We start from the raw sequence: 23,259 nt of genomic DNA, 5'->3' as shown, positions 1-23,259 counted from the left end.
ATCGCATTGCCTTTACGAAAAATTTTTGCTCAATTCTGCATAAAGCCGCCAAAACCTGCGATATCAGAGTATCAACACGCAAAAACTGGACTATGACGAGACATGATACCCCCGTCGAACCCTTAGCAGGTTTAGTTCCTGTAGTGGCAAGTTTCAGCTTGTTGCTTCCACCCACGGGTTGGGAACTCAAACCGATTTCGTTGACTTTGTTACTGTTGGCACGTTACAGCGCTATTTTCCCTGGGAAAATCGAATTATCTCGATGTCATCCGAACGTGCCTGTGAACACCGACGAACAGTTACGCCAACTTCTACAACTCTTGAAAGACTCGCAAGAGGGGAGTAAGGAAAAAGAAAGACTCAAAAATCAATTGTGCCAACTCATTCCCGATTTGCCCGGAATTCGCAAGCATCCTTATCCTAATATTGATTTAGAGGAAATGATGCAGGAAGCTTATTGCGGTTTTATCAAAACGCTTTCGGTATTTTTGCGGGCAATTGACCTCGACAATCTCGCTGTTGATGTGTTGCGAACCCGAGTAGTTCAGCGGTTCAATAAAACTCTCAAGAACAAGGTCTATGACCAATATCGCCGGATGCAGCAACAGATTTTTACTGTTAGTTTTGATACTCCGATTACGAGCAACCCAGGTGAAGAATTTGAGGCTCAACAACCGATAGACGATACCACAAAAAATGGGATTGAGCAACTCATCGAGAGAGAACAAGCTCAAAATAAGCAGCGCATCGGCCGCAAACTATGGCAGTGTATTGAAGACGATCCGACGGGAGAACTGCGAAACAGTTATCCCAATGAAAAAATAGATAAGACTCAGCCAAATACTCCCGAAAATCGTCGCCCTCGACCGGATGCCAATTGTCACATACTGGCAGTGCGATTGCTGCTGAAAGACCCTCCTGATAAATTATCGGTAATTGCCAGAGAGTTAAATATTGACTATCAAACTCTCAACTCTCACTGGAAAAGAACAGGTTTTGAACTCGTCAAAGAGATTGGCAATAGAATTGCTAAAGAATGTGGATATCAACCGGAGGAATAATGGTGAATAGCATGGATACTTATTTGTTACAAATTCCTCTGGAGCAAACTGCCCGCAATTTAGCTCTGCAATTTGCTTCTGAGCAAGCTAATCCGCAAAAAGGCAAGCGGGTTTATTTCAACACCCTGGCGGTTTGGGCGGTTAACTATTTTTTGGAATGGATGGAAATGGAAACCGATATTGATGGCGGTGATAGTTGGAATCCAGCAATGCGGGCGGTTTTGGATGTCGGCGATTTGGTTTTGCCGGGGATTGGCAAGATAGAATGCTGTCCGGTTCAGCTTGGAGAATCGGCGATTTCTCTGCCGGAAGTGCGAGGAAACCGCATTGCATATATCGTCGTTCAGTTTGCCGAACCTTTCGATAAGGTGAAAGTTTTGGGCTTTATTCCGGCTGTGGAAATTCAGGAGGGAAATGAAGAAATTTATCTAACTAATCTCAAACCAGTTGAGGAATTGTGGGATTATTTGGATCGGATTGAGTTGGCAATTCCGCTGTTGCAAGGTGAAATTGAAGAGTTGCTATCTGATTTGGGAGAAGATGACCCCGTACAAGCACAAGTTCGGGAGAATTTGCAAAACAAATCTATTTCTGAAATTGTGGCAATTTTGAATAAAGTTTTGCACAGTAGTGAGAAATCTGACTGGGGATATGAAGGGGGGAAGGCTTTAGCGGGAAGTGGTTCTAGCAGTGGAGGTTTGGGAAATAGAGATATATCTTTCTCTCGTGATAAATCTTCACCTGTTGAGAAAGCTTCAGATATTGAGGAGGATGTGAAAGCGGAACTGAATCTGATTGCTGAAGATTTGTTGGAGAAGTTAGCGGAGATTTGGGGAGATGGTGATGACTTGTAGGGGTTCCCATCGACTGAAGAAACCGGGTTTTTGACCACATCTGCGGGTTGAAACGAAATATTTTCGTCCATCAAACCCGGTTTATGAATTCCCACCGACAGAAGAAACCGGGTTTTTGGCCACATCTGCGGGTTGAAACGAAATATTGTCGTCCATCAAACCCGGTTTATGGGCCCCCGCAACTCAATCGTAAAATTCATTAAAATGAATCAATGGAAAATATGTAATTGAAAAGACATGACTCAAAATAATTTACTGTCTCGCATCTCAATCGACTCGAATATCTGCTTTGGCAAACCCTGTATTCGCGGTCATCGCATCTGGGTTTCTCTGATTCTTGACTTTCTCGCTAGTGGAATGACTTTTGAAGAATTGCTTGAGGAATATCCGGGAATTGAACGAGAAGACGTTTTGGCTTGTATTGCTTATGGGGCTGAGTTGGCAAGAGATTGTTATGTCGAAATTCCTGTGGGTGAAAAAAAGGTAGTTTTAAAGTGAAGTTAAAACTTGATGAAAATTTGGGCAGCATCCGCGTTGTTTCGCTGTTACGTTTAGCTGGCCACGATGTTGCGACTGTACGGGAAGGGAACAAAATTTGAGTTCAACAGCGGATGGATTGTTGATTGATATCTGTCGGAGGGAAGGTAGATGTTTGGTGACTTTGGATAGGGAGTTTGGCAATCGCCTCCGCTACAATCCTTCTGATTATTCTGGGGTTGTGTTACTGCGTCTGCCTTCTCAAGCGAAACCGCAAGATTTGCAAGCGGCAGTAGAAATATTAATTCGCGGATTGGAGGCGGCAGAAGTTACGGGTAAATTGTGGATTATCCGAGGGGAACAGCTTTTGGAGTATCAAGCAATATCGGAAGATGAATCTGACTAAAAGATTCAAATAAAAGAGTTATGCAAAGTAACCCGGTTTCTAGGCAAAGAATGTCGATGCTGATTCGGCGTTTGGTAAGGAGAAAGGGGGTAGCCAACCCAGATTTAGTATCATGAGTTTAACACTCCTAATAGCGAGGACTTTCGCTATTAGACAGGGAATTAATCCGCTGTCGGACTTTCGACAAAACGCGCTATTTCATCCACATTAATCCCCGTTAATCTGCGCTTAAAAATCGGGTTCCGCAGCCAAAAGCTCGATCGACAAATCCATCTGTTCCTTCCCCCGCGCCAAAAACCTTTCGCACTCCTGCCAACACTCCACAGCCACCCCAAACTGCTCGAAAACCTCTTCTAGAGGCAAATCTCCCGATTCCACCCGATCGATAATCGCTTCAATACGATCGACCGTTTCCTCATAATTCCAGTCAGACTGGCGCAACTGCGAATCAATCATAACTTTTCTTCCGCATCCAATACTTCTACAATCTTAACTTTCAGCACGCCGCGACTCAACCTCACAGTCAATTCCTCTCCCAATTCCAAACCGTCAGTTGTGCGGACGATCGTACCGTCACTTTGGATTACCGCCGCATAACCCCTTTGCAAAACGGCAGCCGGATTCAGTGCGGATAACTTTTCTTGCAATACCTCCAGTTTACCAGTTGCTTGCCGCAAAGTTCGGGATGTCGCAGGCAAACGTTTTAATCGATTTTGTAACAGTTGCAAGTGCTCTTCTTCTGCCTGAAATCTGGCCCGCACAGCGTTTGCTAAATTGACCATTCGCTGCTTGTGTTCAAAGTAAAGATCTGCTAAAATTGGTACCGCTTGAGCGGCCGCCGCTGTTGGAGTGTGGGCTCGTTTATCTGCTACTAAATCGGCGAGAGATTCGTCTCTTTCGTGCCCAATGCCTGTGATAATTGGAATCGCACAATTCGCGATCGCCCTGACAACTCTCTCATCATTAAAACAAGCTAAATCTTCCGCAGAACCGCCGCCGCGCCCTAAAATGATCACATCGGCCCTACCGTCCAATTCTACGCGGGCGATCGCCCTAGCAATGGCAGCAGCAGCCAATTCTCCCTGCACTCCTGTCGGCGACAGCAACACCCGCAAACCCGGATATCTTTGGGCTAGAGTGCGCTGAATGTCTCCCCAAGCAGCGCCTGTATCTGATGTCACCACGGCCACAATTTGCGGGTGTGCGGGAATCGGGCGCTTTCTGGCGGGATCGAAGAAACCCTCAGCATCCAAGCGCGATCGCAATTGCTGCAACCGCAAAGCCTGCAATCCAGCCCCAGCCGGTAGCGATTGCACCACAGTCAACTGGTACTCGCCGCGATTTTTGTAAACCCGGATGCTTCCCAAAACCAGCAACTGTTCGCCTTTTTCCGGGATTTGCACCAATTTTTGCCGCTGAGAATTCCACACCACGCAGCGAATCGCAGCGCTTTTGTCGGTGTCGCACAGAGTGAAAAAGCAGCCGCTAGGGTGGTGCGAAACGTTCGACACCTCGCCTGTCAGCCAAACTGATTGCAGGTTGCGATCGCCCTCCAACAAGTCTTGCAGGTATGATGTTAGTCCGGCAACAGATAAAGCTGTATCGGGAAGAATTGAAGTCATCCAATTTTAGATTTTCGATTTTCGATTTAGGCTACTATCAATACTTCCGGCAGTGTGCGATTACCAAGCGTAAAATAAGGGTTTCAGGGCGATTGCCGAATCGACTTCCTAACGGAAAATCAAGGGTTTCCCACTAGGATCTCAAAATAGTCCGGACTATTGTAGTATATCTAAGGTAATTTATTTGTAGGCTGAGCGGGCAATCGTAAATTTAACTGCAAACAAACTCATGATATCAGATACAATGACTTCGATGAATGTGCTGCGCCAAGAGGCTGCGGCGATCGGCATTACTGAGGAAGAAGCCAGAAAATATGGCGACCTCCGACATAAAAGAACTTGGTCTTTGGCGATCGAACATCACCTCTCAATGCAAGATTTTGCCGATCGCATAGAACAATCCTTCACAACTTCCGAACCCGATTCCTCCAGCGCACTCAACCACTCTCAGACTGAAGAGTCGAAAGACTATGGTATTCAGCTAACGGCGAACCTAGGCGAATCTAGAGTAACCAGGGAGAACCAAACAGCCTCTCTTGCTTCCCCACAACAGCAACCAGTAGCAATCGGGCGATCGCACACACATTCCGACCACAGCAGCAACCAAAACCGAGGTTTTAAACAAGTAGTTCAAAATCATATTAAAGCATTAACAATTGCATCCGCCTCCCGCATAAATCTGCCCCATTCACAACTGGGCAATTGGGTTTGTCCTGAGTGTGGGCCGCAGGGCGAATTGGATTGTTACCTTTGCGCCGGAGAAGGCAATGTAGGGGACATTGCAGCTATTGGCTGGACGCTAGCTTATATGGAAATGTTAGGCTGTTCTGCTCGCGAAATTGAACCGTTGAGAAAAATTTCGCCTTCATCTAATATTCTGGAATTGAATTTAAAAGTTTGTGTTGCTATCAAACAAAGTAGCGAAGTTTTAGCCAGGACGGAGAAATGGGTAATTAGTCATTAGTTACCTGAAAGCTCAACCAAATTAAGTATTGATTCTAGCTTTTTCAAAGCAACTTCCAAATCGTCATTAACAACTTGGAAATCGAATTCCCCCGCCGCTTCAATTTCCTCTTTAGCCCGCACCAACCGACGGGCGATCGCAGTTTCGGAATCTTGACCCCGACTCCGCAGCCTGCGCTCCAATTCTTCCCAAGAAGGAGGTAAAATAAAAATTCGCAGCGCCTCTGGAAACTTATTTCTAATTTGCCTTGCTCCTTCGAGTTCAATTTCGAGCAATACCCATTTTCCCTCACTGGTACCCTGCTGGAGAGCAAAATAGGGAGTACCGTAAAAATTGCCGGCAAACTCGGCCCATTCCGCCAAATCTCCAGCCTCAACCATTTGTTCAAAACGGCTGTGGCTGACAAAATAGTAATGCTTTCCCTCAATTTCTCCCTCACGGGGCGATCGAGTTGTCACCGATACCGAAAGATACAATTCGGAATGGCGATTGAGGAGCGATCGTACTAAGGTGCCTTTCCCCACACCGCTAGGCCCCGTCAGAACAATTAATTTACCAGATTTCATCTTTAGAATAGAAACGTGTAACAATTTAAGTTTCTGCTTACTTTAGACTGTAAACGCTCAAATTGCAACTGACAAACCTCAATCATCCCGACCTTGACCGTCTTTACTCACCACAAAACGATTAGCAACCGTTTCCGGCTGAATCGCCGAGAGGATGACGTGACTCGAATCTGTAATAATTACCGCTCTCGTGCGGCGACCGTAAGTTGCGTCAACCAGTTGTCCCCGCTCCCGCGCATCAGTAATAATCCGCTTAATTGGCGCTGACTCTGGACTGACAATGGCAATCACTCGATTAGCAGACACAATGTTACCAAAACCGATATTAATTAATTGAATATCCATGAAAATCTTAATCTATGGGTGAACGACTAACTATCAATCCTTACTTTTGATCATATAATATACAAAGATTTTTTATGACAATCCTCAAATTAATCCCAACTAAGTTTTTTAGTTTCTGCCTAAATTTTTTACCCTTCTGACGCCGAGTACCCGGTTCTTTATCAAAAATTTAAAAAAGACTCGCTCTTGCCGCTCTATCTTAAAGATTCGGTAAACTCCTCAATTTTTAGTTGCTAATAAAAGCATTACCTGTATCCAGACCAAACCCGATAAATGTTGCGAAATATAAACTTGATTTCCGGGAGAGGGAAACTTAAGTATAATCAGTGATCAATAACAGTAACTATTCGCAAATGCTGGTTTTATGAGCTTTCCAAGCTCAACTAAAAGCCGCTGGCGATCCTCTTCGAGGGCTTCGCTAACGCACTTTTTGCCCGATTTTTTCCCAAAAGATGGGGGATGATGTGCCAAACTACAGATTTTTATTGCATGATGTTCTACAATAAAATGGGTTTGTAGTGAAAATTTGAGTTTTATTAATACCAATAAAAAAGTGTGGCTACAATTATCAATTTTATAACAAATCTGAAAAGTTGCAGAGTCTCGCGCCGGACACGGCACTGCCGTTTCCCTACAGATGGTCGCAGGATTATATGTTGCAATAATTGGGGGGATTAGTAGAAAAATCTGAGTACTTTAGTTTTTACTACAAAAATTTTGAATTTAGCAAAAGTTAGGCAGAAAGGGGTTTTACGCATGAGATGAATTCCGGTTGAACTGGAATGATTAAACCGCAGAGGACAGAGTCAGAGAACAGAGAGATGAATAATTCCGATGCTACCTGATTTGATATAAATTCTAGCGGTAAGACTTCATTCACACCGCACCCTAAACATACAGGATATGCGTAAATTTTGGTTAACAAAAAACTGGGATTAATGCAGATAAATTTACCCGCATTAATCCCCAGTTATTCCACACTTAAATTAAGCTGCAACTAAACCGCTGTGTCTCAACAAAGCTTTAGTGCTCGGTTCGCGTCCCCGGAAAGTTTTAAACACTTCCATCGGGTGCAAACTGCCGCCCAATCCTAACACTGTATCTCGGAAGCGCTTGCCTGTAGATGCGATCGCACTTTCATCTTCCAAACCCGCTTCCTCAAACGCCGCAAAAGCATCGGCGCTGAGCACTTCCGCCCATTTGTAACTGTAATACCCCGCCGCATAGCCACCCGCAAAAATGTGTCCGAAAGCGCACAAAAATGCGTCTTCTTCCAGAGGAGGCAAAACGGTGGTAGTTTTAGCGATGCGGTTGCGGACATCGGCCACAGTTTCGCTGCCGCCCGATCGATAGCGGTGGTGCAATTCGATGTCAACGCTGCTAAAATGTACTTGCCTGAGCATGACGGTGCCGCTCATGTAGTGGCGCGCTGCTAGCAGTTTTTGGTAGTAGTGTTCCGGCAAAGTTTCCCCGGTTTCGTAATGCTTTGCCATCCCGAACAAAGTAGCGCGGTCGTAACACCAATTTTCCATAAATTGACTGGGCAATTCCACCGCATCCCACTCAACATTATTGATGCCCGAAGCCCCCGGATAGTCTACCGTTGTCAGCATATGCTGCAAACCGTGACCGAATTCGTGAAACAAAGTTTCGACTTCCAAGAAAGTCATTAAACTCGGTTTGCCGTCAACCGGAGGACTTTGGTTGCACACCAAATAAGCCACCGGCAACCGCGTGGTTGTCTTGGACGCTTCCACAAATTTAGCGCGCACTACGCACTCGTCCATCCAAGCACCGCCGCGCTTTTCCTCGGGGCGACTGTAGGGGTCTAAATAGAAATTGGCGATCGTATTTCCTGTTTCGTCATTTATTTGGAAATAGCGCACATCTTTGTGCCACACAGGAGTTTGACCGTCCGCCGCAGTTACTGTCACGCCGAACAGGCGTTTTACTAATCCAAATAACCCCTCTAATACCTGTGGCAAAGCAAAATAAGGTCGCAATTCTTCGGCACTAAAAGCAAACTTTTCTTCCCGACGCCGTTCCGACCAAAAACCAATATCCCAGTGCTTCAAATCTCCACCTTCCGCCGCGCCTTTTTTGGCAGCAAAAGCTTTTAATTCTTCTAAATCTTTGACAGCAGCATCATAACTAGCCTGACGCAATTCTTCTAACAAAGCTTCCACTGCTGTCACGTCGGGAGCCATTTTGCTCGCCAAGCTCAATTCGGCATAACTGCTAAACCCGACCAAAGCAGCTTTTTCCTGACGCAAAGCCAAAATGCGATCGGTCAACGGCCAGTTATTCAATTCTCCGCTACTTGCTCTGCCGATAAAAGCTTTGTACAACTTTTCGCGCAAGTCACTGCGGGTGCTGTGCTGCATGAAAGGGCCGTAACTCGGAAAGTCTAAAGTAATCCGCCAAGGGCCGTTTTCGGCATCCGCATTTTCTTCGCCCGCGCTGCGAGCGGCTTGAGCTGCTAAACTCAACAAACTCGGTGGCAAACCGTCAATTTCGTCTTTGTTTGTGAGGGTGATGCTGAATGCTTTGGTAGCGTCGAGGACGTGATTGGAAAATTGGGTAGTAATTTCGGCCAATTCTAATTGAATGGCATTAAAACGCTCTTTTTGCTCGCCTTCTAAACCGACGCCGGAAAGTTGGGCGTCTCGGAGAGCGGCTTCGACAATTCGCTTTTGAGCTGACTCTAAGCTGTCCCAATTTTCACTAGCCCGCAGTGCTTTAAAAGCTTCATAAAGCGGTTTGCTTTGACTGAGCTTGCTCCAAAATTTTACTACTTCCGGCTGCACTGTTTCGTGAGCCGATCGCAGTTCCGGGCTATTTTTTACGCCCATCAAATGTCCGACAATGCTCCAGCTCCAATTTAAACGCTCTCCGAGTCGCTGCAATGGTTCTACTAAGCCGCTCCAAGTCGGTTCTACAGACGATTCTAAGTCAGCTAGCGAGGCTTCTAGTTCGGTCAGCAGTTGAGTAACAGCGGGGACTACGTGTTGTGGTTCGATCGCGTCAAATGGAGGCAATCCTTGACCGATTAGTAACGGGTTATCAGCAATAGTTACGGTTGCAGTCATTTAATTTTCTTGTAACAGGTTGAAAACAGGTGAACTAGACAGATTAGCTTTTAATCTTTTAACACAGTTGTCGAAAAAGTAGGACTCGATCGGGCGTGAGTCGGAGAGTCGGAGAGTGTCTCAGTGTCTCAGGGGAAAAGTATTCCTTATGACTGATGACTAATGACTGCTGACTAATGACTACTGACGATTCTCTGGTGTGTGCTGCAACTCCTTGACAACTGAGATTAAGCGCTTGAGGTGAGGTTTGACAACTTCTTGCTGCTCGTGTTCCAAACGGTGGATTTGAGCTTGGACCAGAGACAAATCCGCACTCGATTGGTGTGCAGGAGCTAGCAGTTGGCTTTGCAAATTCGCCATGACTTTCTGGATTTCCAAAAATCGAGTATTTACTACTTCCCAGTCGTCTCGGCTGATAGAGGTTTCTGCCAAGCCTTGCGTGGCGATTTGCAGTTGCTCTATAGCCTGTTCCACAGCTTGGAGATTCGCCGATTGGCCAACCGATAAATCTTGCAGTTGTTGGCTCACCTGCTGGCGGACATCGAGCACAGCAGAGGCCACGATTTCTTGCAAAGAAGCTACCGACTCTCCTAAACTCAGCAACTGCCGCTGGATATCGATCGACTCCTCAAAGCCCTCAGCCCTAGGCATTGCAGCCATTTGCTGACGCAGCGCTGCAATATCTGCAGACAACTGCTTGCGTAATTTAACAATTACCGTCACCGCCGTTTTTTCGACTTTATTGACAGACTTTTGGACTTGGGCCATTTCCGAATTTTGATGCACCCGCACTTGCTGCTCGAAGCGATATCGGTTAGCAACATTCAGCGACAAAGCCAAAGTTAGGGGAGCCACCCCGTAAAAAGCTTGGCCCGACACTGCCACCGCCAGGGAACCCACACCAGAGGCCGCCAGAGAGGCGTACTCTGCCATCTCCAGCCAGTGCCTTTGAGGAAAACTTGGTCTCAAGTGGTTTGCAACAGAGGGTTTTGGCTTCCGCACGGCTCTTTGGGTCATAGTATTTACTCGTTGTTGGTAAGGTTGCGAGATTGGGTGGAGCATCGATTTCTATCCTTTTTTCAGTTATATGTTTTAGATTATTTCTTGGCACTCTTCTATTTTTACCTTTGTGAGTAAGTTAAGGATGACTGCCATATTATTATGTATTTGGGAGCCTGTGACGATCGCGCCCAATTCCGGCTGTTAAAAGGTTGGCCCCAACGCGCTCTCTATTTTACAGGAGTTAGCGCGATCGGGTTCGGGCGATCGACAATAGCTGTCCAGGCTAACCGAACAATGCCTAAGACTATTTGAGATTTGAGATTTTAGATTAAAAGTTAAAAAAATGCGACCTACTGAGGGCGATCGTGGTTTGGAGCTTGTCGGAAGTTGCCTTTTTGTTCGCGCATTGGTATAATCTACTCTTTCTCAATTGCCCCTCTCAAATTTACTGCAAAAATTGACCAATGAACTCAGAAAAACCCGGAATTGGCGATCGGCTAAAGTCTATTTTCAGTATCGCCATCTTTATCCTTCTTGTACTAGGAGTAGGCTTTTTAAGCGTTAATTTTATTTCCGCTCTGTATGCAAAATTTTCTTAAAATTAGGGCTTACGCATGGGTTAACAAACCCGTTTTTTTTACAAAAATACTTGCGTCGCAGCCTGCAGATTAGGTAAAAAACCCGGTTTCTTTAGTCGGAGTGAGTCCCAGACTGTTTGAGATTCCCAACTGCTTCAAGAAGTCTCGAATCTTAAGCACGAACTCATTGGTTTGAATTGCATTCTTCCTTTTTCCTTCTTCCTTCTTCCTTCTTCCTTCTTCCTTCGGCTATAATTTCAACTGTAAAGATTGTGGTCGGGGTCTAGCCAGACAATATAAAAAACATTTTCACTAAAAAAGCCATGCACCCTGCCGTATTCATTAGCAGATATTTGAAACTGGTAGGGGATATTGATTAGGATATCTTCATTGGGAATCCCAAAGCCATTAGGTTCAGTAGTATTTTCCAAACTATGCCATGACAGCGCAGACTTTTACTTTGATTATTGATAATTTCTTGAGCGTTCAATTGTGACAAATCGCGCAGCCTTCTCAGTAAAGACGCTAGATACTTAGCATCTCTACCGCCAATTGAAAACTTATCTTTATCATCCTGATAATACCTGAAAGAAAAACTAACTCCTTCCGATATTTGTATTTTCACAACCTCTCTTGGTGCGGAAGATGGCTGACGACGAATATCTGTATATTGTCTTTTTTTATGCTTCTTCGATGACACGGGTTTTGTAAAATTCTCGCATTGATTCCTTCGTAATAATAGCATGAGAAGGTTCATCTCTTGGCAACTCACCTCTAGCATTAATCCAAGGGTCTTCACGTCGAACCATCAATTCTAACTCATAAGCGTCCCGGAAGAAATAATCGTCAGCTAACTCGTCTAAAAACTCTTGTACTTCTTCGAGAAAATCTGGTTTTTCGACTTCTTTCAGAATTGGCTTCCAGTCAAATTGTTCTTTGTATTCATAAAATAAAGCCGGGATAGTCGGCCCGTGCACCCAAGCTTCAAAATCTTCATCAAAAAGCGGTGTATCTTCAAAGGCTAAATACCATGCTTGGGCGTAGTACAAGAGTTTTTGTAGCTTGTGGTTGCTGAGATAGGAGCCTACATCATTCGCAAACCAGATGTAGTAATCAGCGAGTTTTGAGGCTGTTGTGACTGTAGTTATTGTGGTCATATAACTCGACTCAATAAGTTTTGTATTCTATGATAGCACAGTCACCACTCTTTATGATGGGGCGGTTGAAACCGCTTCTTGTTAAACAAAGTCTGCCTCTGCAGACTAAGAAATAAAGGAGGTATTTAAGCCGGATTGGGTATAACTGAAATCTTACCCTCTGTCAAAAAATTGTAGGGTCGGGTTCACCAACAATAATTGCCTAAAACCCACAATCTCGCATCATTCTCAAGAACGGGCTCTCCGGCCCGTTCCACAAAAGATGAATTTTATTGTGGAACAGGCAAGATGCCTGTTCCTAAAAGATTTATCGAGAATTGTGCCATATCTCCGTTACAATCCTTTGATATATTGCTTCAGTACAGGTGACAAAGTGTAAAGACTTGCTTCTTTTTCGATCAAGCAGCGCCGCGATAGAGATTGCAATGCGTTTAGCAAATCGGATGATGATATTTGTGCATTTTGTAGTAGCAATTTGGCGAAGTTGACTGGCTGGTTTGCTGTCGCCAACAATGACATGACTTGTTTTTCTAGTTCGGAAGTGCGATCGTACTGCTGCTGTAAAACATTTTTTAAATCTTCGGGTAACACTATGATATCATCTATTAATAACTCAGTCGCGCCGATTCCCAACTCTTGAATCAAAGTCGCCACGCTTTTTAACCATAACGGATTGCCTTGGTAGCGGTGAATGAGTATTTCGCAGTTATCTATTTCTGTTAATCTTTTATATCTGAGAATTTCGGCGTTGCTGATTCACCGTATGAATCAACTTTTATCGGAAGTTACAAAACTCACCAGACTGGGCTTATAGCAATTGGGAAATCTGAATTCCTAGCTGTATTCAGCAACGCCAAAATCCCATCTCTTTTTCTCATCACAATCTTATCAATAGCAACCCTTCCACTGCGACGATTTTACTGAGAGCGATCGCCCGAACACGCATAAAGAGCGATCGCCCCTCACACCAAATACCAAACAGTACGATGATTGTACCCAGAGCGATCGCCCGAACACGCATAAAGAGCGATCGCCCTTCACACCAAATACCCAACACTGCAATAATTCTACCGAGATCGAGCGCCCGAACACGCATAAAGAGCGATCGCCCTTCACACCAAATACCCAACACTGCGATGATTCTACTAAGAGCGAGCGCCCCTCACGCATAAAGACCGATCGCCCCTAACACCAAATACCCAACACTGCAATGATTGTACCGAGAGCGATCGCCCTTCACACCAAATACCAAATCGATGTCTGCGGTACAATCAAGGTAAAACGTATGATTAATCTTTCAAAAATTAACACGATCAACTGACTGCTGATTAACTAATGCAAAAACTTGCGAACTTGATATTCGCGACTTTCGGCGATCGCAATTTGCAAATCGCCCATTTTCCCATCCAACTCATCTATTGTGCTTTGCGGAACCGATTTCCACTTCTCCCTAGTTTCCCAGCGAATCAACATCACCACCTCATTTTCCACCGGATCTACCCAAATTTCTTTGCCTAAAAAACCGTCCCAACTTTTTAGTCCCTCCGTCCAAACTTCCTGATCTCGCTGAATAAACTGCTCCCACTTTTCTTGAGGTACTTTAAATTTCAGCCACTCAATTACCATCTTATTTCCTATTTGTAAATAGCTAATTAATCGTTGCCGATCGCAATTTTAATGATCAACTCCGTTCCCTCTCCCGGACGCGAAACACAGTGCAACTTACCGCCGTGCTTTTCTACTACTAAATGCTGGGATATTGCTAGACCCAAACCTGTGCTCGTGTCCTGACCTTTAGTGGTAAACAAAGGGTCAAAGATGCAGTCGAGGACTTCCTCAGTCATGCCAGGGCCATTGTCACTAATGGCGATTGCAACTTCGTTTTCCCCTACCACAAAAGTCCGAATCCGAATTTCAGGATTGAATATTTCAGAGCTCGGCTTAGCTGAAGACAAGTAAGACTGATTTTGAATTTTACCATAATTTTCGGCATTTCTCCCCCCTTCTTCCAAAGCGTCGATCGCATTTGTCAACAAGTGCATGAACACTTGGTTTAAGTGTCCCGCATAGCAGTGAACTCGCGGCAAATCCCCGTACTCTTTAACTAGAGAAATCCCCGGCCGTCCCCCTTTAGCTTGCAGGCGATTTTGCAAGATCAGCAAAGTGCTGTCCAAACCCTCGTGGATATCAGCAGGCTTCATTTGGGCTTCGTCGGTACGCGAGAACAAGCGGAGCGATCGCACGACATCACGAATCCTTTCCGAACCGACTTTCATTGAATTTAGCAGTTTTGGCAAGTCTTTTTTGATGAAGTCTAAGTCTAATTCTTCCATGAAATCTTGAATTTCCGGCACGGGATGCGGATAATACTTTTGGTAAAAGTCGATCGTTCGCAGCAGTTCGTGAATATAGCCAGTGGCGTGGCTGACATTGCCGGAAATAAAACTAACTGGATTGTTGATTTCGTGCGCGATTCCTGCTACTAACTGCCCCAGAGATGACATCTTTTCTGTTTGAATCAGTTGAGTTTGAGTTTGCTGCAAAATTAACAGCGTCTGCTCTAATTTAGCCGCTTGTTGTCGCAGGCGTTCTTCTGATTCTTGCAAAGCTAAAAGAGACTGTTTGCTTTCTGTAATATCCAATCCCACAAATACCGCCGCCGTATTGTTATGGTATTTTTGAGCTACTATTAGATAAGTTTTATTTTCTCCTCTGATGCTCGCTGTTACTTCTTGAGATGTCTTTTTTTTATGGCTGCCAAAGAAATCGTATACTAAATCATTAAATTTGGGACTTGTATCTAAAAAACCTACTTTTTGACCGGTAAATAGTTCGGATGGCATTTTATAAGCGCTAGCTAAATGTCGGTTTACTCCCAAATAGCGTAAATCTGAACTTACCCAAGAAACTAATCCCGGCACCGCGTCCAAAACGGCTTGAAGTTGCTCTTTTGCCTCTACAAGTGCTGATTCTGCTACTTGGCGAGCGGAAATGTCGCGAGCGATCGCGCAGCGGTATTCGCAGCCGCCGTATTCTAAATAATTGACTTTAACTTCGACGGAAAAACTGGCGCCGTCTTTGGTTTTGTAACTGGTTTCAAAAGTCAGGTTGGTTTGCTGCTTTAGTTGAGCCCAGTGTTCTCGCCAATCCGATGCTGGCAACTGCGAATCGATGTCGCTAACCCTCATGTTTAGCAGTTCCGATTCCGAGTAACCAAAAAGATGGGAAGCGGCTTTGTTCGCGTAGCAAATTTGACCGTCTGAGGTACTAAAAAAGATTGTATCAGCAGCATTTTCGAGGGCAATTTGAGTTAGTTCTGGTATTGTTTCTAATTGCTTGCATTTGACCTCGGACTGAAATTTATTAGAGCAATTGGTTTGAGCGGGAGCCTCACCTATCTTAGATGCAAACAAAATCAAACCGCCGATCGCACCTTCGCTATTTTTCCAAGGTTGAAATACCCATCTTACCGACTCGCTGACAGAGCCGCTTGCGGTTTTTCCTGATACAGATGCGATCGATCGCCCTGCCACAAACTCGCTATATTTCAAAACTCCCGTCAAACAAGCCTGGGCATTTTGCTCCCAATATTCCGGGAGATTCGGGAACAGTTCCCAATGAGAGCGGCCGAGCGCCTCGCCGTCGCCCCACCCGCAATCTGTTTCCCAGCGACGGGAAACCGACAGATAGCGCATTTCACAATCTACCATTGCCACGGCTTCGGCGGAGCGCTCCACAAACCGCCGAAATCGCTCTTTACTCTCGGACACGGTTGCCTCTGCGGGTTGTTGGGCGATAGGGACATTCCCGTCAACGTACCTTCCCAGTCCCTGACTTTTTTGCTGAACTGGCTTAGTTTGCACGGTTTGGGATTTCCTCCATAGCTGTCAAGTTTGAAAAATTCTGTTTGAGACCAAAAATGCTGTTTTTCCCTGATTTCCTCTCTCGGACAATACCCTTAGAGGGTATCACCCATCATTGATATCATTTTTGATGGGGATATGTCTATAGGCATTGCTATCAACTTAAGGCTAAAGGTAGTGCCCGCCTGCTGTTTGACGATGAGGCATAGATCACGCCGGCGCCCCCCAAATAGTCGGAAGGGACTGGAGTGAGATCTTCTCTCTCCCGACTATTCCGGGGCCCAAGAGGGCAGCGAGACTAGGCAAAAAACGAGAGAGAAAAAGGGTTGTAGACGATTGGTGACACCAATGGGTCTATAGGTACTCAAGAAATTTTCCCCACACTTTGAGAGTCAGAAGATTTCCTAGTGATTGTTGGGTATTTTAGACAAGTTCCCAAAAGAATGCAACTGTAGGCCCGTGAGCCAAACCATGAGCTTCCTCAGTCATTCCCAATTCTTTAATTGAAAATCCCACATCGAACATGGTATGAGATCGTGTAGCCAGTGCGATCGCCAGATAGCTTGAGAATGCAAGAGAGCGCTCAAACAAATTTGTGCGTAAATTCACTGGTAAAATCCACTCTTCCTTTCCGTAACATTGCAGGATCTAATCTTTCAGTGGTGTTGCAAGTCATCAAAACTACGAGTTTTTGCTGAAATTGAATGCCGTTTTCGTCGATAACGCTTTGATACAAAGTTCCATCCAGCAAACTCAAAATGTGTTCAGTTTTGTTAGTGCGTTGTGCTTCTGCAGTCGATCGATCTTGAGCCAAATTATCAGCCTCGTTGATAATAATACAAATTCGCTCTAAATAACTCGGCGGCACAAAATTTTCCACAGCATCGTGGTCTAAGATAAAAATCACATAACCCAGCGGCACTAAAATTTCCTTTGCTACCGCTTGCGTCCAAGCAGTTTTGCCCGTGCCCGGTTCGCCACTAACCAAAACAGCCAACTGATTTTGATCCAAAATTGCCTGCTGAACTGTATCGGTAAAACTTTGAACCTCTGCAGAAAACGTGCGAATTGAGAACTGGCTGTGAACCTGTCCGACGCGGCTTTTGTACCCGCCCAGAATCACCGCTAAATTGTAAGTTGCCTTGCTAACGAGAGGCGCAATATCTTGGCAAATTAGAGTGTAGCAGCGTCTTCCCCTGTCGTAGCTGTCAATTTGTAGCCAGCAGCCGAATCGAACCCAAGAAGCATAAACAGTACCCAAAACTTCCAAGCGTTCCCAGCTAACAAACCGCTCTGGGGGATAAGAAAAATGTCGCTCCATAAAAGACTGGGTAATTGCATCCGGTTTCCCTAGCAAATCCAGAACCTTGAAAACAGTAATCTCTTGGAGTTTGTTGAGAACGTAGTCGATGGGAATGCTAGCGCGGCTGACTAATTGCACCACAGGCGTTTCGGTAACTAAAACGTCTTTGTAGCGGTAATCCGGGTAAACTGGCTGCGGAGTAATGTAATCCCAAAATTCATCAATTTCGTAGCGAGTATTTTCCGAGAATACATTTAACATATTTGCCCACCAAGTATATTGGTGTCGTCCCATTGCGTCGGCAAGGTCGCTAGCTACCCCTAAAGTTTTTTGAGCTAGTTCTAAGGGATCGCTAGACGCTAAATGTACCAGATGTTCCCAATCTAATTGACGGTAAAAAGGTCGCCAACCCGATCCTAGCAGACCTCTATTTGGAGAATTGTTTTGATGAAAATTGTTTTCGCGATCGCCCATATCTTCCGCACTCATTTTGCCAAACTCCTACTTACTCTTATTTTACATTTTTTGTGGTACACGTTCAACAAAAAAAGTGAAAATTATCAACTTATTTTGAGATAAGCTGGCGGCACACAATCTACTAGCCAAACTTTGTTTACCGAGCAGTAAAATGTATGACCGTCGCGTTGCATTGCTGCGGCATCTACAGTAAAGACTGCCGGGATGCCATGTCTTGCACCTACTTGGCGTGCCGTCTGGATATTCACGGACAAATGAACATGATGCCGCGACATTTTCCTAATTCCTTGACTGAGAATAGACTCGACGGCGGTGCTACCTGTTCCGTGATATAAAATATCCGGGGGAACCGCGGGTTCTAACTGCAAGTCAACCTCTACACTGTGTCCTTGGTTGGCACGAATTAGAGTGCCTGTGGAGTCAAATGAAAAGCGCTGCTTGTCGTTTTGTGCCACTACTTTCTTGAGTTCTGCAAGCTGAAGGGTAAAGTTATTTTTTTGGCACGCATCGAGGAGTTCGCTAACAGGAACCCAGCCACCGGGAGCGAGTTCAATGCCGATGCGCGAGGGGGCGTGACGCAGGTGTTTGCTGAGATATCTGCTGATTTTTACTAATCGAGAATCGTTCATAGTTTTACTTTATTTATTGAGCTTTTAAATCACCTTTTACAAAATGTCAATAACGGGTTATCTTGTTGATGGGAGGCGGGTTTGTTGAATCTGTTTGCACTGCCAGAGGGCGCTTAAGTGAACCTGACTCAACAGGTTTTCGGAAAATAATTCCCGGATCTAAAAATGTCTTACGCGCGAATTATAGCGGTAATCTGGGCCCTTAAGCACCTACATAATTAGGTTCTGCGTCCGGGGACCAAAAACTGTTCGGGATGCAATTTTTCACGAGTTTTATCTTTTGATAATTATCAAAAAACTCTGCATTCTGTCGAATGCCTTCTACCTTGGGATAAATCCGCCAAAAACAGCAAAATTTAGATAGCGCCAGTGACATCCTACGTCGGCAAAACCAGCTTCTGCAAGCCACTTTGTCTGCTCTTCAACAGAGGAGGGAATATCTTCTTCTCGATATTTTTGAAACCATGCTGCATCGTCTTCTCCGTTAGCTTTCATGTACTGCCGCCACAACTGTTCGTATTGCTCAGTCAGCCGGGGAGTAGCACCTGTCACAATATCTCGAATTACCAAGATTCCCCCTGGATTCATCGAGTGGAAAAGTTTGTGAAATAGCTGTTGTTTACCTGCGTTGTCGAGGTGGTGGATTGCCAAGCCTGAAACTACCAAATCGTAACCGCTGCCGAAATCATCTTCGGCAAAGTTTCCTTGCTGCAAGGTCAGCCGTTCTCGGAAAGCGGACAAGTTTGTTTGGCAAGTTTTCAGCATATTTTGGGCCATGTCAAAGGCTAGGACTTTTGCTTGAGGAAATGCTTGCAGAATCAGAGCCGACAGTATGCCAGTTCCCGCGCCTAAGTCCAGAACTTTTATGTTAGCATTAGTTTCAGAAGGGATTAACTGCAATATTACATCGTGTTGTTCGCGATAGCGCGGAATGAGGCGGGGAATTAAGCCGTCATAATCAAATGCTCTTTGTTCAAATTGCTCGCGTACAGCGTCTAAATTCACAGACGATTTTCCTCAAATTGTTAATAGTTGAGTGCGTCAAGGCAGTTAGCCGGTTCTCTTCTCTGAAGGCATATTACATTTTATAATACAAAAAATATACAAACCTGTCAAGATGTTGAAGAAAATAATTTAAAAGAAGTTACGGACGATCGCCAGATAGGGACTTTGTGCGCCCAAACCCGCCCCTGATTTGGGAACTGTCTAGTCATGCACATATATCTCATTCAGTGCAGATGAGGCAGAATGCCACAGACGCGAAAGCCTGCCAAAGACGAGACTTGGTGCCAGATACTAGGAGTAATTGTGAGCAAAAAGTTGACGGTTATGATACCCGTTTCAAACAAGAATGCAACTGTCGGTGTGTGCTCCACACCATAAAATTCTCAGTGATTCCCCTTAGTAAAATATAAAAAATACCAGATAAAAAGGAATGAGCCACCAGCCGACGATCGGCTAGACATGAAAAAATCAGTCCTCAGATTGACAAACTTTAGCCAACTATAAACAAAAATTAAGGTGACTCCCGAGTGGATGTGGTGCCTGCCAATTTTTCAGGAAGATGAAGAGATACAAAATATTACACCCGCCGATGCGGGAAAGAAAATTGTGATAATGAATCAGGATGCGAGTAGATTAGGTGTCAGCCGTCAGGGGAAAATAGAAGCAATGGAAATCCAACAACGGAGTAAGGATAAGCCCGATCGCCAGCAACAAAACGCGTCCGATCGGCTCGGTCAAATTTCTACGACAAAAGAACTAGATTGGTCGCTACAAGAATGTTTAGATTTTAAAAGAGCGATCGACCGATCGACACTTGCGGTGAGGACGGACGCGCGAGGAATTATCAACTATGTCAGCGAACGAGTTTGCTCAATCACCAACTATTCGCAAGCCGAACTAATCGGCTGCCACTTCGGCATCCTCCATTCGGAATATAAATCTTCGGAAATCATCAAAAATCTGCTATCAACTGTTGCCAAGGGTGAAATTTGGCAAGGAGATATTCAGAATAAAGCCAAGAATGGAAGTGATTATTGGGTGTACGCAGCAGTAGTTCCACTGTTGGACTGTAAGGGAAAACCCTGTCAGTATTTGGCGATCGGATTCGACATCACCGATCGCAAAGCCGTTGAAGCAGCCCAAGCCGAAGCCAACCGGGCAAAAGACGAATTTCTGGCGATCGCCTCCCACGAACTGCGATCACCCCTGAGTGCGATTTTGGGATGGGCACAGCTAGCTCGATCGCGCAATTTAAACGAAGCCACCACCAGCCACGCTTTGGAAATCATCGAGCGCAACGCCAAATTACAAAACCGACAAATAGACAATCTCCTCGACCTCTCGCGGTTGCTGCGAGGGAAAATGTGCCTGAACATCGGCCAAGTTCACCTCCCGTCTATCATAGAATCTGCGATTGACACCCTCCGTCCCGCCGCCGATGCCAAAAACCTCCGCGTAGAAAAACATTTCGACCCCACCATCAGCCCTGTTTTGGCAGATGCAGAACGCTTGCAGCAAGTAGTCTGGAACCTCCTTGCAAACGCCATAAAATTCACCCCAGAAGCGACACCATACCCAATTCAAGTGCGAATCGAGCCTACTGAGTCGGGCGTCTTGATTCAGGTCAGCGACAGCGGTTGCGGCATCGATCCGAAATTTCTGCCGCACATTTTTGACTACTTCCGCCCCGCAGATAACTTCCAGACCAAGGAACAAAATCGGCTGGGGCTGGGGCTCTCAATTGTGCAGCAGTTGGTGGAACTGCACGGGGGAAGTGTTTGGGCTTCGAGTCCCGGTATCGGTCAGGGGGCGACCTTTGGGGTGCTACTACCGATTGCCAACAAAAATGCACCCGGCGATCGCACTGCTGCGATCGCCCAAAGGGAAAGCAGACCCGGATCGGTTTCCAAACCCCTAGCGGGAAAGCAAGTCCTGGTGGTGGAAAGTAGCGCCGAGATCCGGCAATTTCTCAAAACTGGCCTCGAAGCATTTGGAGCCAAGGTAACAGCGGTGGGTAGCGCCGCCGAAGCGATGGCGGAGTTGCAACAGTCGCGCCCCGACGTGTTGGTCAGCGATATGACGGTATCGGGAGCCGACGGCTGCGATTTAATCCGCCGCATCAGAGCAATGGAAATGTCCGAGCACAGGGAACTGCTGCCGGCCGTGGCGCTGACGGGAGGGATTGAGGAAGAAGATTCGGCCGAAGCGCTGGAGGCGGGGTTTCAGAGGCATTTGTCGAAGCCGGTGGAAGCGAATCAGTTGGTGAGTGCGATCGCCCAATTGGCTGGACTGACTGAATTCGGCTCCGGAGAGTGGGGTTCGGGAAATATCCGGGCGGCCACACCCCAGGCCACGCTGCCGGAACCTAACAGTTTTGACGACAAAAATTATCTGGAACAATTAACAAGTGACAGTAGAGAATTACCTTTGTTGCTGGTAGTAGAAGACAACAATTTTCTGCTGGCTTACCTCCAAACTTTATTAACTCCGTACTATCGAGTCGCTGTGGCGATGGACGGCGTTGAAGGTTTAGAAAAAGCCAAAAGTTTGCAGCCAAATTTGATTGTTAGCGACCAAATCATGCCCCGGCAAAACGGACTCGATTTGCTCAAGGAGATTCGGAACACGCCAGAATTGAAATCTACTCCGGTAATCTTTTTGACAGCGCGATCGGGGATGGAAGCTCGAATCGAAAGTTTGGATGCAGGTGCTGACGATTATATTTCAAAGCCTTTTGACGAGAGGGAATTGCTCGCTAGGGTGAGAAATTTGTTGCGATCGCACTCAGCCGAACAGCAGTTGGCGGAACTCAACCGTCAGTTGCAGCAGCAGAAACAGCAGTTAGAAACAGTGAATCGAGCCTTGCAGTATTTGGCAAATTACGACAGTTTGACTGAGGTAAGAAACCGCCACTCTTTTAATGAATACCTCGATACGGAATGGCGGCGTTTGGCAAGGGAAGAAGCACCGCTGTCTTTGATTATGTGCGACATTGATTATTTCAAACTTTACAACGACACTTATGGTCACCAAGCGGGGGATGAATGTTTGCGGCAAGTGGCGACGGTGATCCAGCAGTCGGTAAAGCGAGCGGCAGATTTAGTGGCGCGTTACGGTGGAGAGGAATTTGTAGTAGTTTTGCCGAATACGGATATTGAAGGTGCGACTTGCGTAGCTGAAATGATCGCACGACAGGTGCGAGGTTTGCAAATACCTCATGCTAAGTCTGCTGTCAGCGAATATGTGACGCTGAGTTTGGGTGTAGCTTGCTGCATTCCAGGGGCGAGATCGCAGCCGGGGGAGCTAATTGCGATGGCCGATGAGTCGCTTTATCGGGCTAAAGAAGCAGGGCGCGATCGGGTTTCGGTTGCCACATTTCAAGGATAATATAATAGTTAAATCCACTTGTATGGTGCGTCAGAAATCTATCGTTTCGATTTAAACAATTTTTTTGTGTCAGACGCACCATACCAATGTGATTCCAAAGTTGGGCGAATTCAAATTACTATAAAATAGTTAAACGAGGTCGTGCCATGACAGCAACCTTAGACAAACCAAAAGACCAGCGCCTAATTCACTCCGGGATTGATTAGCAACAATTCAAGCTAATCGAGCAGGAATTTTCTGACTCCCCCGGCCTCCGACTTTTTTATTTCAAATGTGAGGTATGAATCTTGGCAGTTTCGCAAGAACATGAAGTCTTCAGCGGTGTCATCGCCCTGTTGCTGGGTACGTATTTTAGACCTCTTGCAAAAGTCATTCTGAAAGGTTGAGTTCATAGTTAGGGCTTGCTGAATAATCGAGCGCATATTGCGTGCCCTGGGTTTCGAGCGCGCAATCGAGAATAAAGTGCAAGATAAA

General features: G+C 45.6%; 22 protein-coding genes. 6 read left to right on the top strand and 16 right to left on the bottom strand.

What is annotated here, in order from left to right; translation table 11 throughout:
• Positions 1–92: 92 nt before the first annotated feature.
• From QUA24_RS06015 to QUA24_RS06000, 4 genes are all read left to right on the top strand, one after another.
• The gene (locus QUA24_RS06015) at positions 93–1,061 is read left to right on the top strand and encodes a hypothetical protein (protein ID WP_333228030.1); all 969 of its coding nucleotides are present in this window, start codon (positions 93–95) and stop codon (positions 1,059–1,061) included.
• The gene (locus QUA24_RS06010) at positions 1,061–1,915 is read left to right on the top strand and encodes a DUF1822 family protein (protein WP_333210978.1); all 855 of its coding nucleotides are present in this window, start codon (positions 1,061–1,063) and stop codon (positions 1,913–1,915) included. Before QUA24_RS06015 ends, QUA24_RS06010 begins: the two co-directional genes overlap by 1 nt.
• A gap of 237 nt (positions 1,916–2,152) precedes the next feature.
• Positions 2,153–2,413, top strand: coding sequence for a DUF433 domain-containing protein (locus tag QUA24_RS06005; RefSeq protein ID WP_332943370.1), 261 nt, complete (start codon positions 2,153–2,155; stop codon positions 2,411–2,413).
• Between the two features lie 97 nt (positions 2,414–2,510).
• On the top strand, positions 2,511–2,798 hold the full coding sequence (locus QUA24_RS06000) for a DUF5615 family PIN-like protein (protein WP_333228028.1): 288 nt from the start codon (positions 2,511–2,513) through the stop codon (positions 2,796–2,798).
• Positions 2,799–3,026: 228 nt separating this feature from the next.
• On the opposite strand, the gene xseB is transcribed toward QUA24_RS06000, so the two are convergent.
• Both xseB and xseA read right to left on the bottom strand, forming a co-directional pair.
• On the bottom strand, positions 3,027–3,254 hold the full coding sequence (gene xseB / locus QUA24_RS05995) for an exodeoxyribonuclease VII small subunit (protein WP_333228026.1): 228 nt from the start codon (positions 3,252–3,254) through the stop codon (positions 3,027–3,029).
• Positions 3,251–4,420, bottom strand: a complete 1,170-nt coding sequence (xseA, locus tag QUA24_RS05990) for an exodeoxyribonuclease VII large subunit (RefSeq protein ID WP_333228024.1) — start codon at positions 4,418–4,420, stop codon at positions 3,251–3,253. The genes xseB and xseA overlap by 4 nt, the downstream gene beginning before the upstream one ends.
• Before the next feature lie 229 nt (positions 4,421–4,649).
• Here xseA and QUA24_RS05985 point away from each other — a divergent pair, with 229 nt between their 5' ends.
• Entirely contained in the window at positions 4,650–5,384 is a 735-nt protein-coding gene (locus tag QUA24_RS05985; RefSeq protein WP_333228022.1) for a hypothetical protein, read from the top strand.
• Here the strand turns inward: QUA24_RS05985 and gmk are convergent.
• The 14 genes from gmk to QUA24_RS05915 all read right to left on the bottom strand — a co-directional run bounded on the left by gmk (position 5,381) and on the right by QUA24_RS05915 (position 19,398).
• Positions 5,381–5,950: a guanylate kinase gene (gene gmk / locus QUA24_RS05980; protein ID WP_333228020.1), complete on the bottom strand. Its 570-nt coding sequence runs from the start codon at positions 5,948–5,950 to the stop codon at positions 5,381–5,383. The genes QUA24_RS05985 and gmk overlap by 4 nt on opposite strands.
• Before the next feature lie 78 nt (positions 5,951–6,028).
• Positions 6,029–6,295 (bottom strand): extracellular matrix/biofilm regulator RemA, encoded by a 267-nt coding sequence (remA, locus tag QUA24_RS05975; protein WP_333046047.1) that lies wholly within the window; start codon positions 6,293–6,295, stop codon positions 6,029–6,031.
• Between the two features lie 986 nt (positions 6,296–7,281).
• A complete protein-coding gene (locus tag QUA24_RS05970; protein WP_333228018.1) occupies positions 7,282–9,384 on the bottom strand; it encodes a M3 family metallopeptidase in 2,103 nt (700 codons plus the stop codon).
• A 180-nt stretch (positions 9,385–9,564) separates the two neighbouring features.
• The gene (locus QUA24_RS05965; RefSeq protein WP_333228016.1) at positions 9,565–10,401 is read right to left on the bottom strand and encodes a hypothetical protein; all 837 of its coding nucleotides are present in this window, start codon (positions 10,399–10,401) and stop codon (positions 9,565–9,567) included.
• A gap of 939 nt (positions 10,402–11,340) precedes the next feature.
• Complete coding sequence (locus QUA24_RS05960) at positions 11,341–11,664, bottom strand: hypothetical protein (protein ID WP_333228014.1); 324 nt, start codon at positions 11,662–11,664, stop codon at positions 11,341–11,343.
• Positions 11,645–12,121: a type II toxin-antitoxin system antitoxin SocA domain-containing protein gene (locus QUA24_RS05955; RefSeq protein ID WP_333228012.1), complete on the bottom strand. Its 477-nt coding sequence runs from the start codon at positions 12,119–12,121 to the stop codon at positions 11,645–11,647. The genes QUA24_RS05960 and QUA24_RS05955 overlap by 20 nt, the downstream gene beginning before the upstream one ends.
• 333 nt (positions 12,122–12,454) lie before the next feature.
• Positions 12,455–12,775: a hypothetical protein gene (locus QUA24_RS05950; protein WP_333228010.1), complete on the bottom strand. Its 321-nt coding sequence runs from the start codon at positions 12,773–12,775 to the stop codon at positions 12,455–12,457.
• 234 nt (positions 12,776–13,009) lie between these two features.
• Entirely contained in the window at positions 13,010–13,291 is a 282-nt protein-coding gene (locus QUA24_RS05945; protein ID WP_333228008.1) for a hypothetical protein, read from the bottom strand.
• A gap of 162 nt (positions 13,292–13,453) precedes the next feature.
• Positions 13,454–13,747, bottom strand: coding sequence for a TIGR03792 family protein (locus tag QUA24_RS05940; RefSeq protein ID WP_333228006.1), 294 nt, complete (start codon positions 13,745–13,747; stop codon positions 13,454–13,456).
• Between the two features lie 26 nt (positions 13,748–13,773).
• Positions 13,774–15,984 carry a PAS domain S-box protein gene (locus QUA24_RS05935; RefSeq protein ID WP_333228004.1) on the bottom strand — a complete coding sequence of 737 codons (2,211 nt, stop codon included), beginning with the start codon at positions 15,982–15,984 and terminating at the stop codon, positions 13,774–13,776.
• Between the two features lie 423 nt (positions 15,985–16,407).
• Entirely contained in the window at positions 16,408–16,593 is a 186-nt protein-coding gene (locus QUA24_RS05930) for a hypothetical protein (protein ID WP_333228002.1), read from the bottom strand.
• Positions 16,568–17,776 (bottom strand): AAA family ATPase, encoded by a 1,209-nt coding sequence (locus QUA24_RS05925; RefSeq protein ID WP_333228000.1) that lies wholly within the window; start codon positions 17,774–17,776, stop codon positions 16,568–16,570. The genes QUA24_RS05930 and QUA24_RS05925 overlap by 26 nt, the downstream gene beginning before the upstream one ends.
• A gap of 71 nt (positions 17,777–17,847) precedes the next feature.
• Entirely contained in the window at positions 17,848–18,393 is a 546-nt protein-coding gene (locus QUA24_RS05920) for an RNA 2'-phosphotransferase (RefSeq protein ID WP_333227998.1), read from the bottom strand.
• A 321-nt stretch (positions 18,394–18,714) separates the two neighbouring features.
• A complete protein-coding gene (locus tag QUA24_RS05915) occupies positions 18,715–19,398 on the bottom strand; it encodes a methyltransferase domain-containing protein (protein ID WP_333227996.1) in 684 nt (227 codons plus the stop codon).
• A gap of 516 nt (positions 19,399–19,914) precedes the next feature.
• Between QUA24_RS05915 and QUA24_RS05910 the strand changes: the two genes are divergently transcribed.
• Entirely contained in the window at positions 19,915–22,785 is a 2,871-nt protein-coding gene (locus QUA24_RS05910) for a diguanylate cyclase domain-containing protein (RefSeq protein WP_333227993.1), read from the top strand.
• Positions 22,786–23,259 lie beyond the last annotated feature (474 nt).

Origin of the sequence: Microcoleus sp. Pol12B5, from assembly GCF_036701335.1 — a bacterium.
Lineage (GTDB): Bacteria > Cyanobacteriota > Cyanobacteriia > Cyanobacteriales > Microcoleaceae > Microcoleus.
This window is presented reverse-complemented; position numbering and strand designations above follow the sequence as displayed.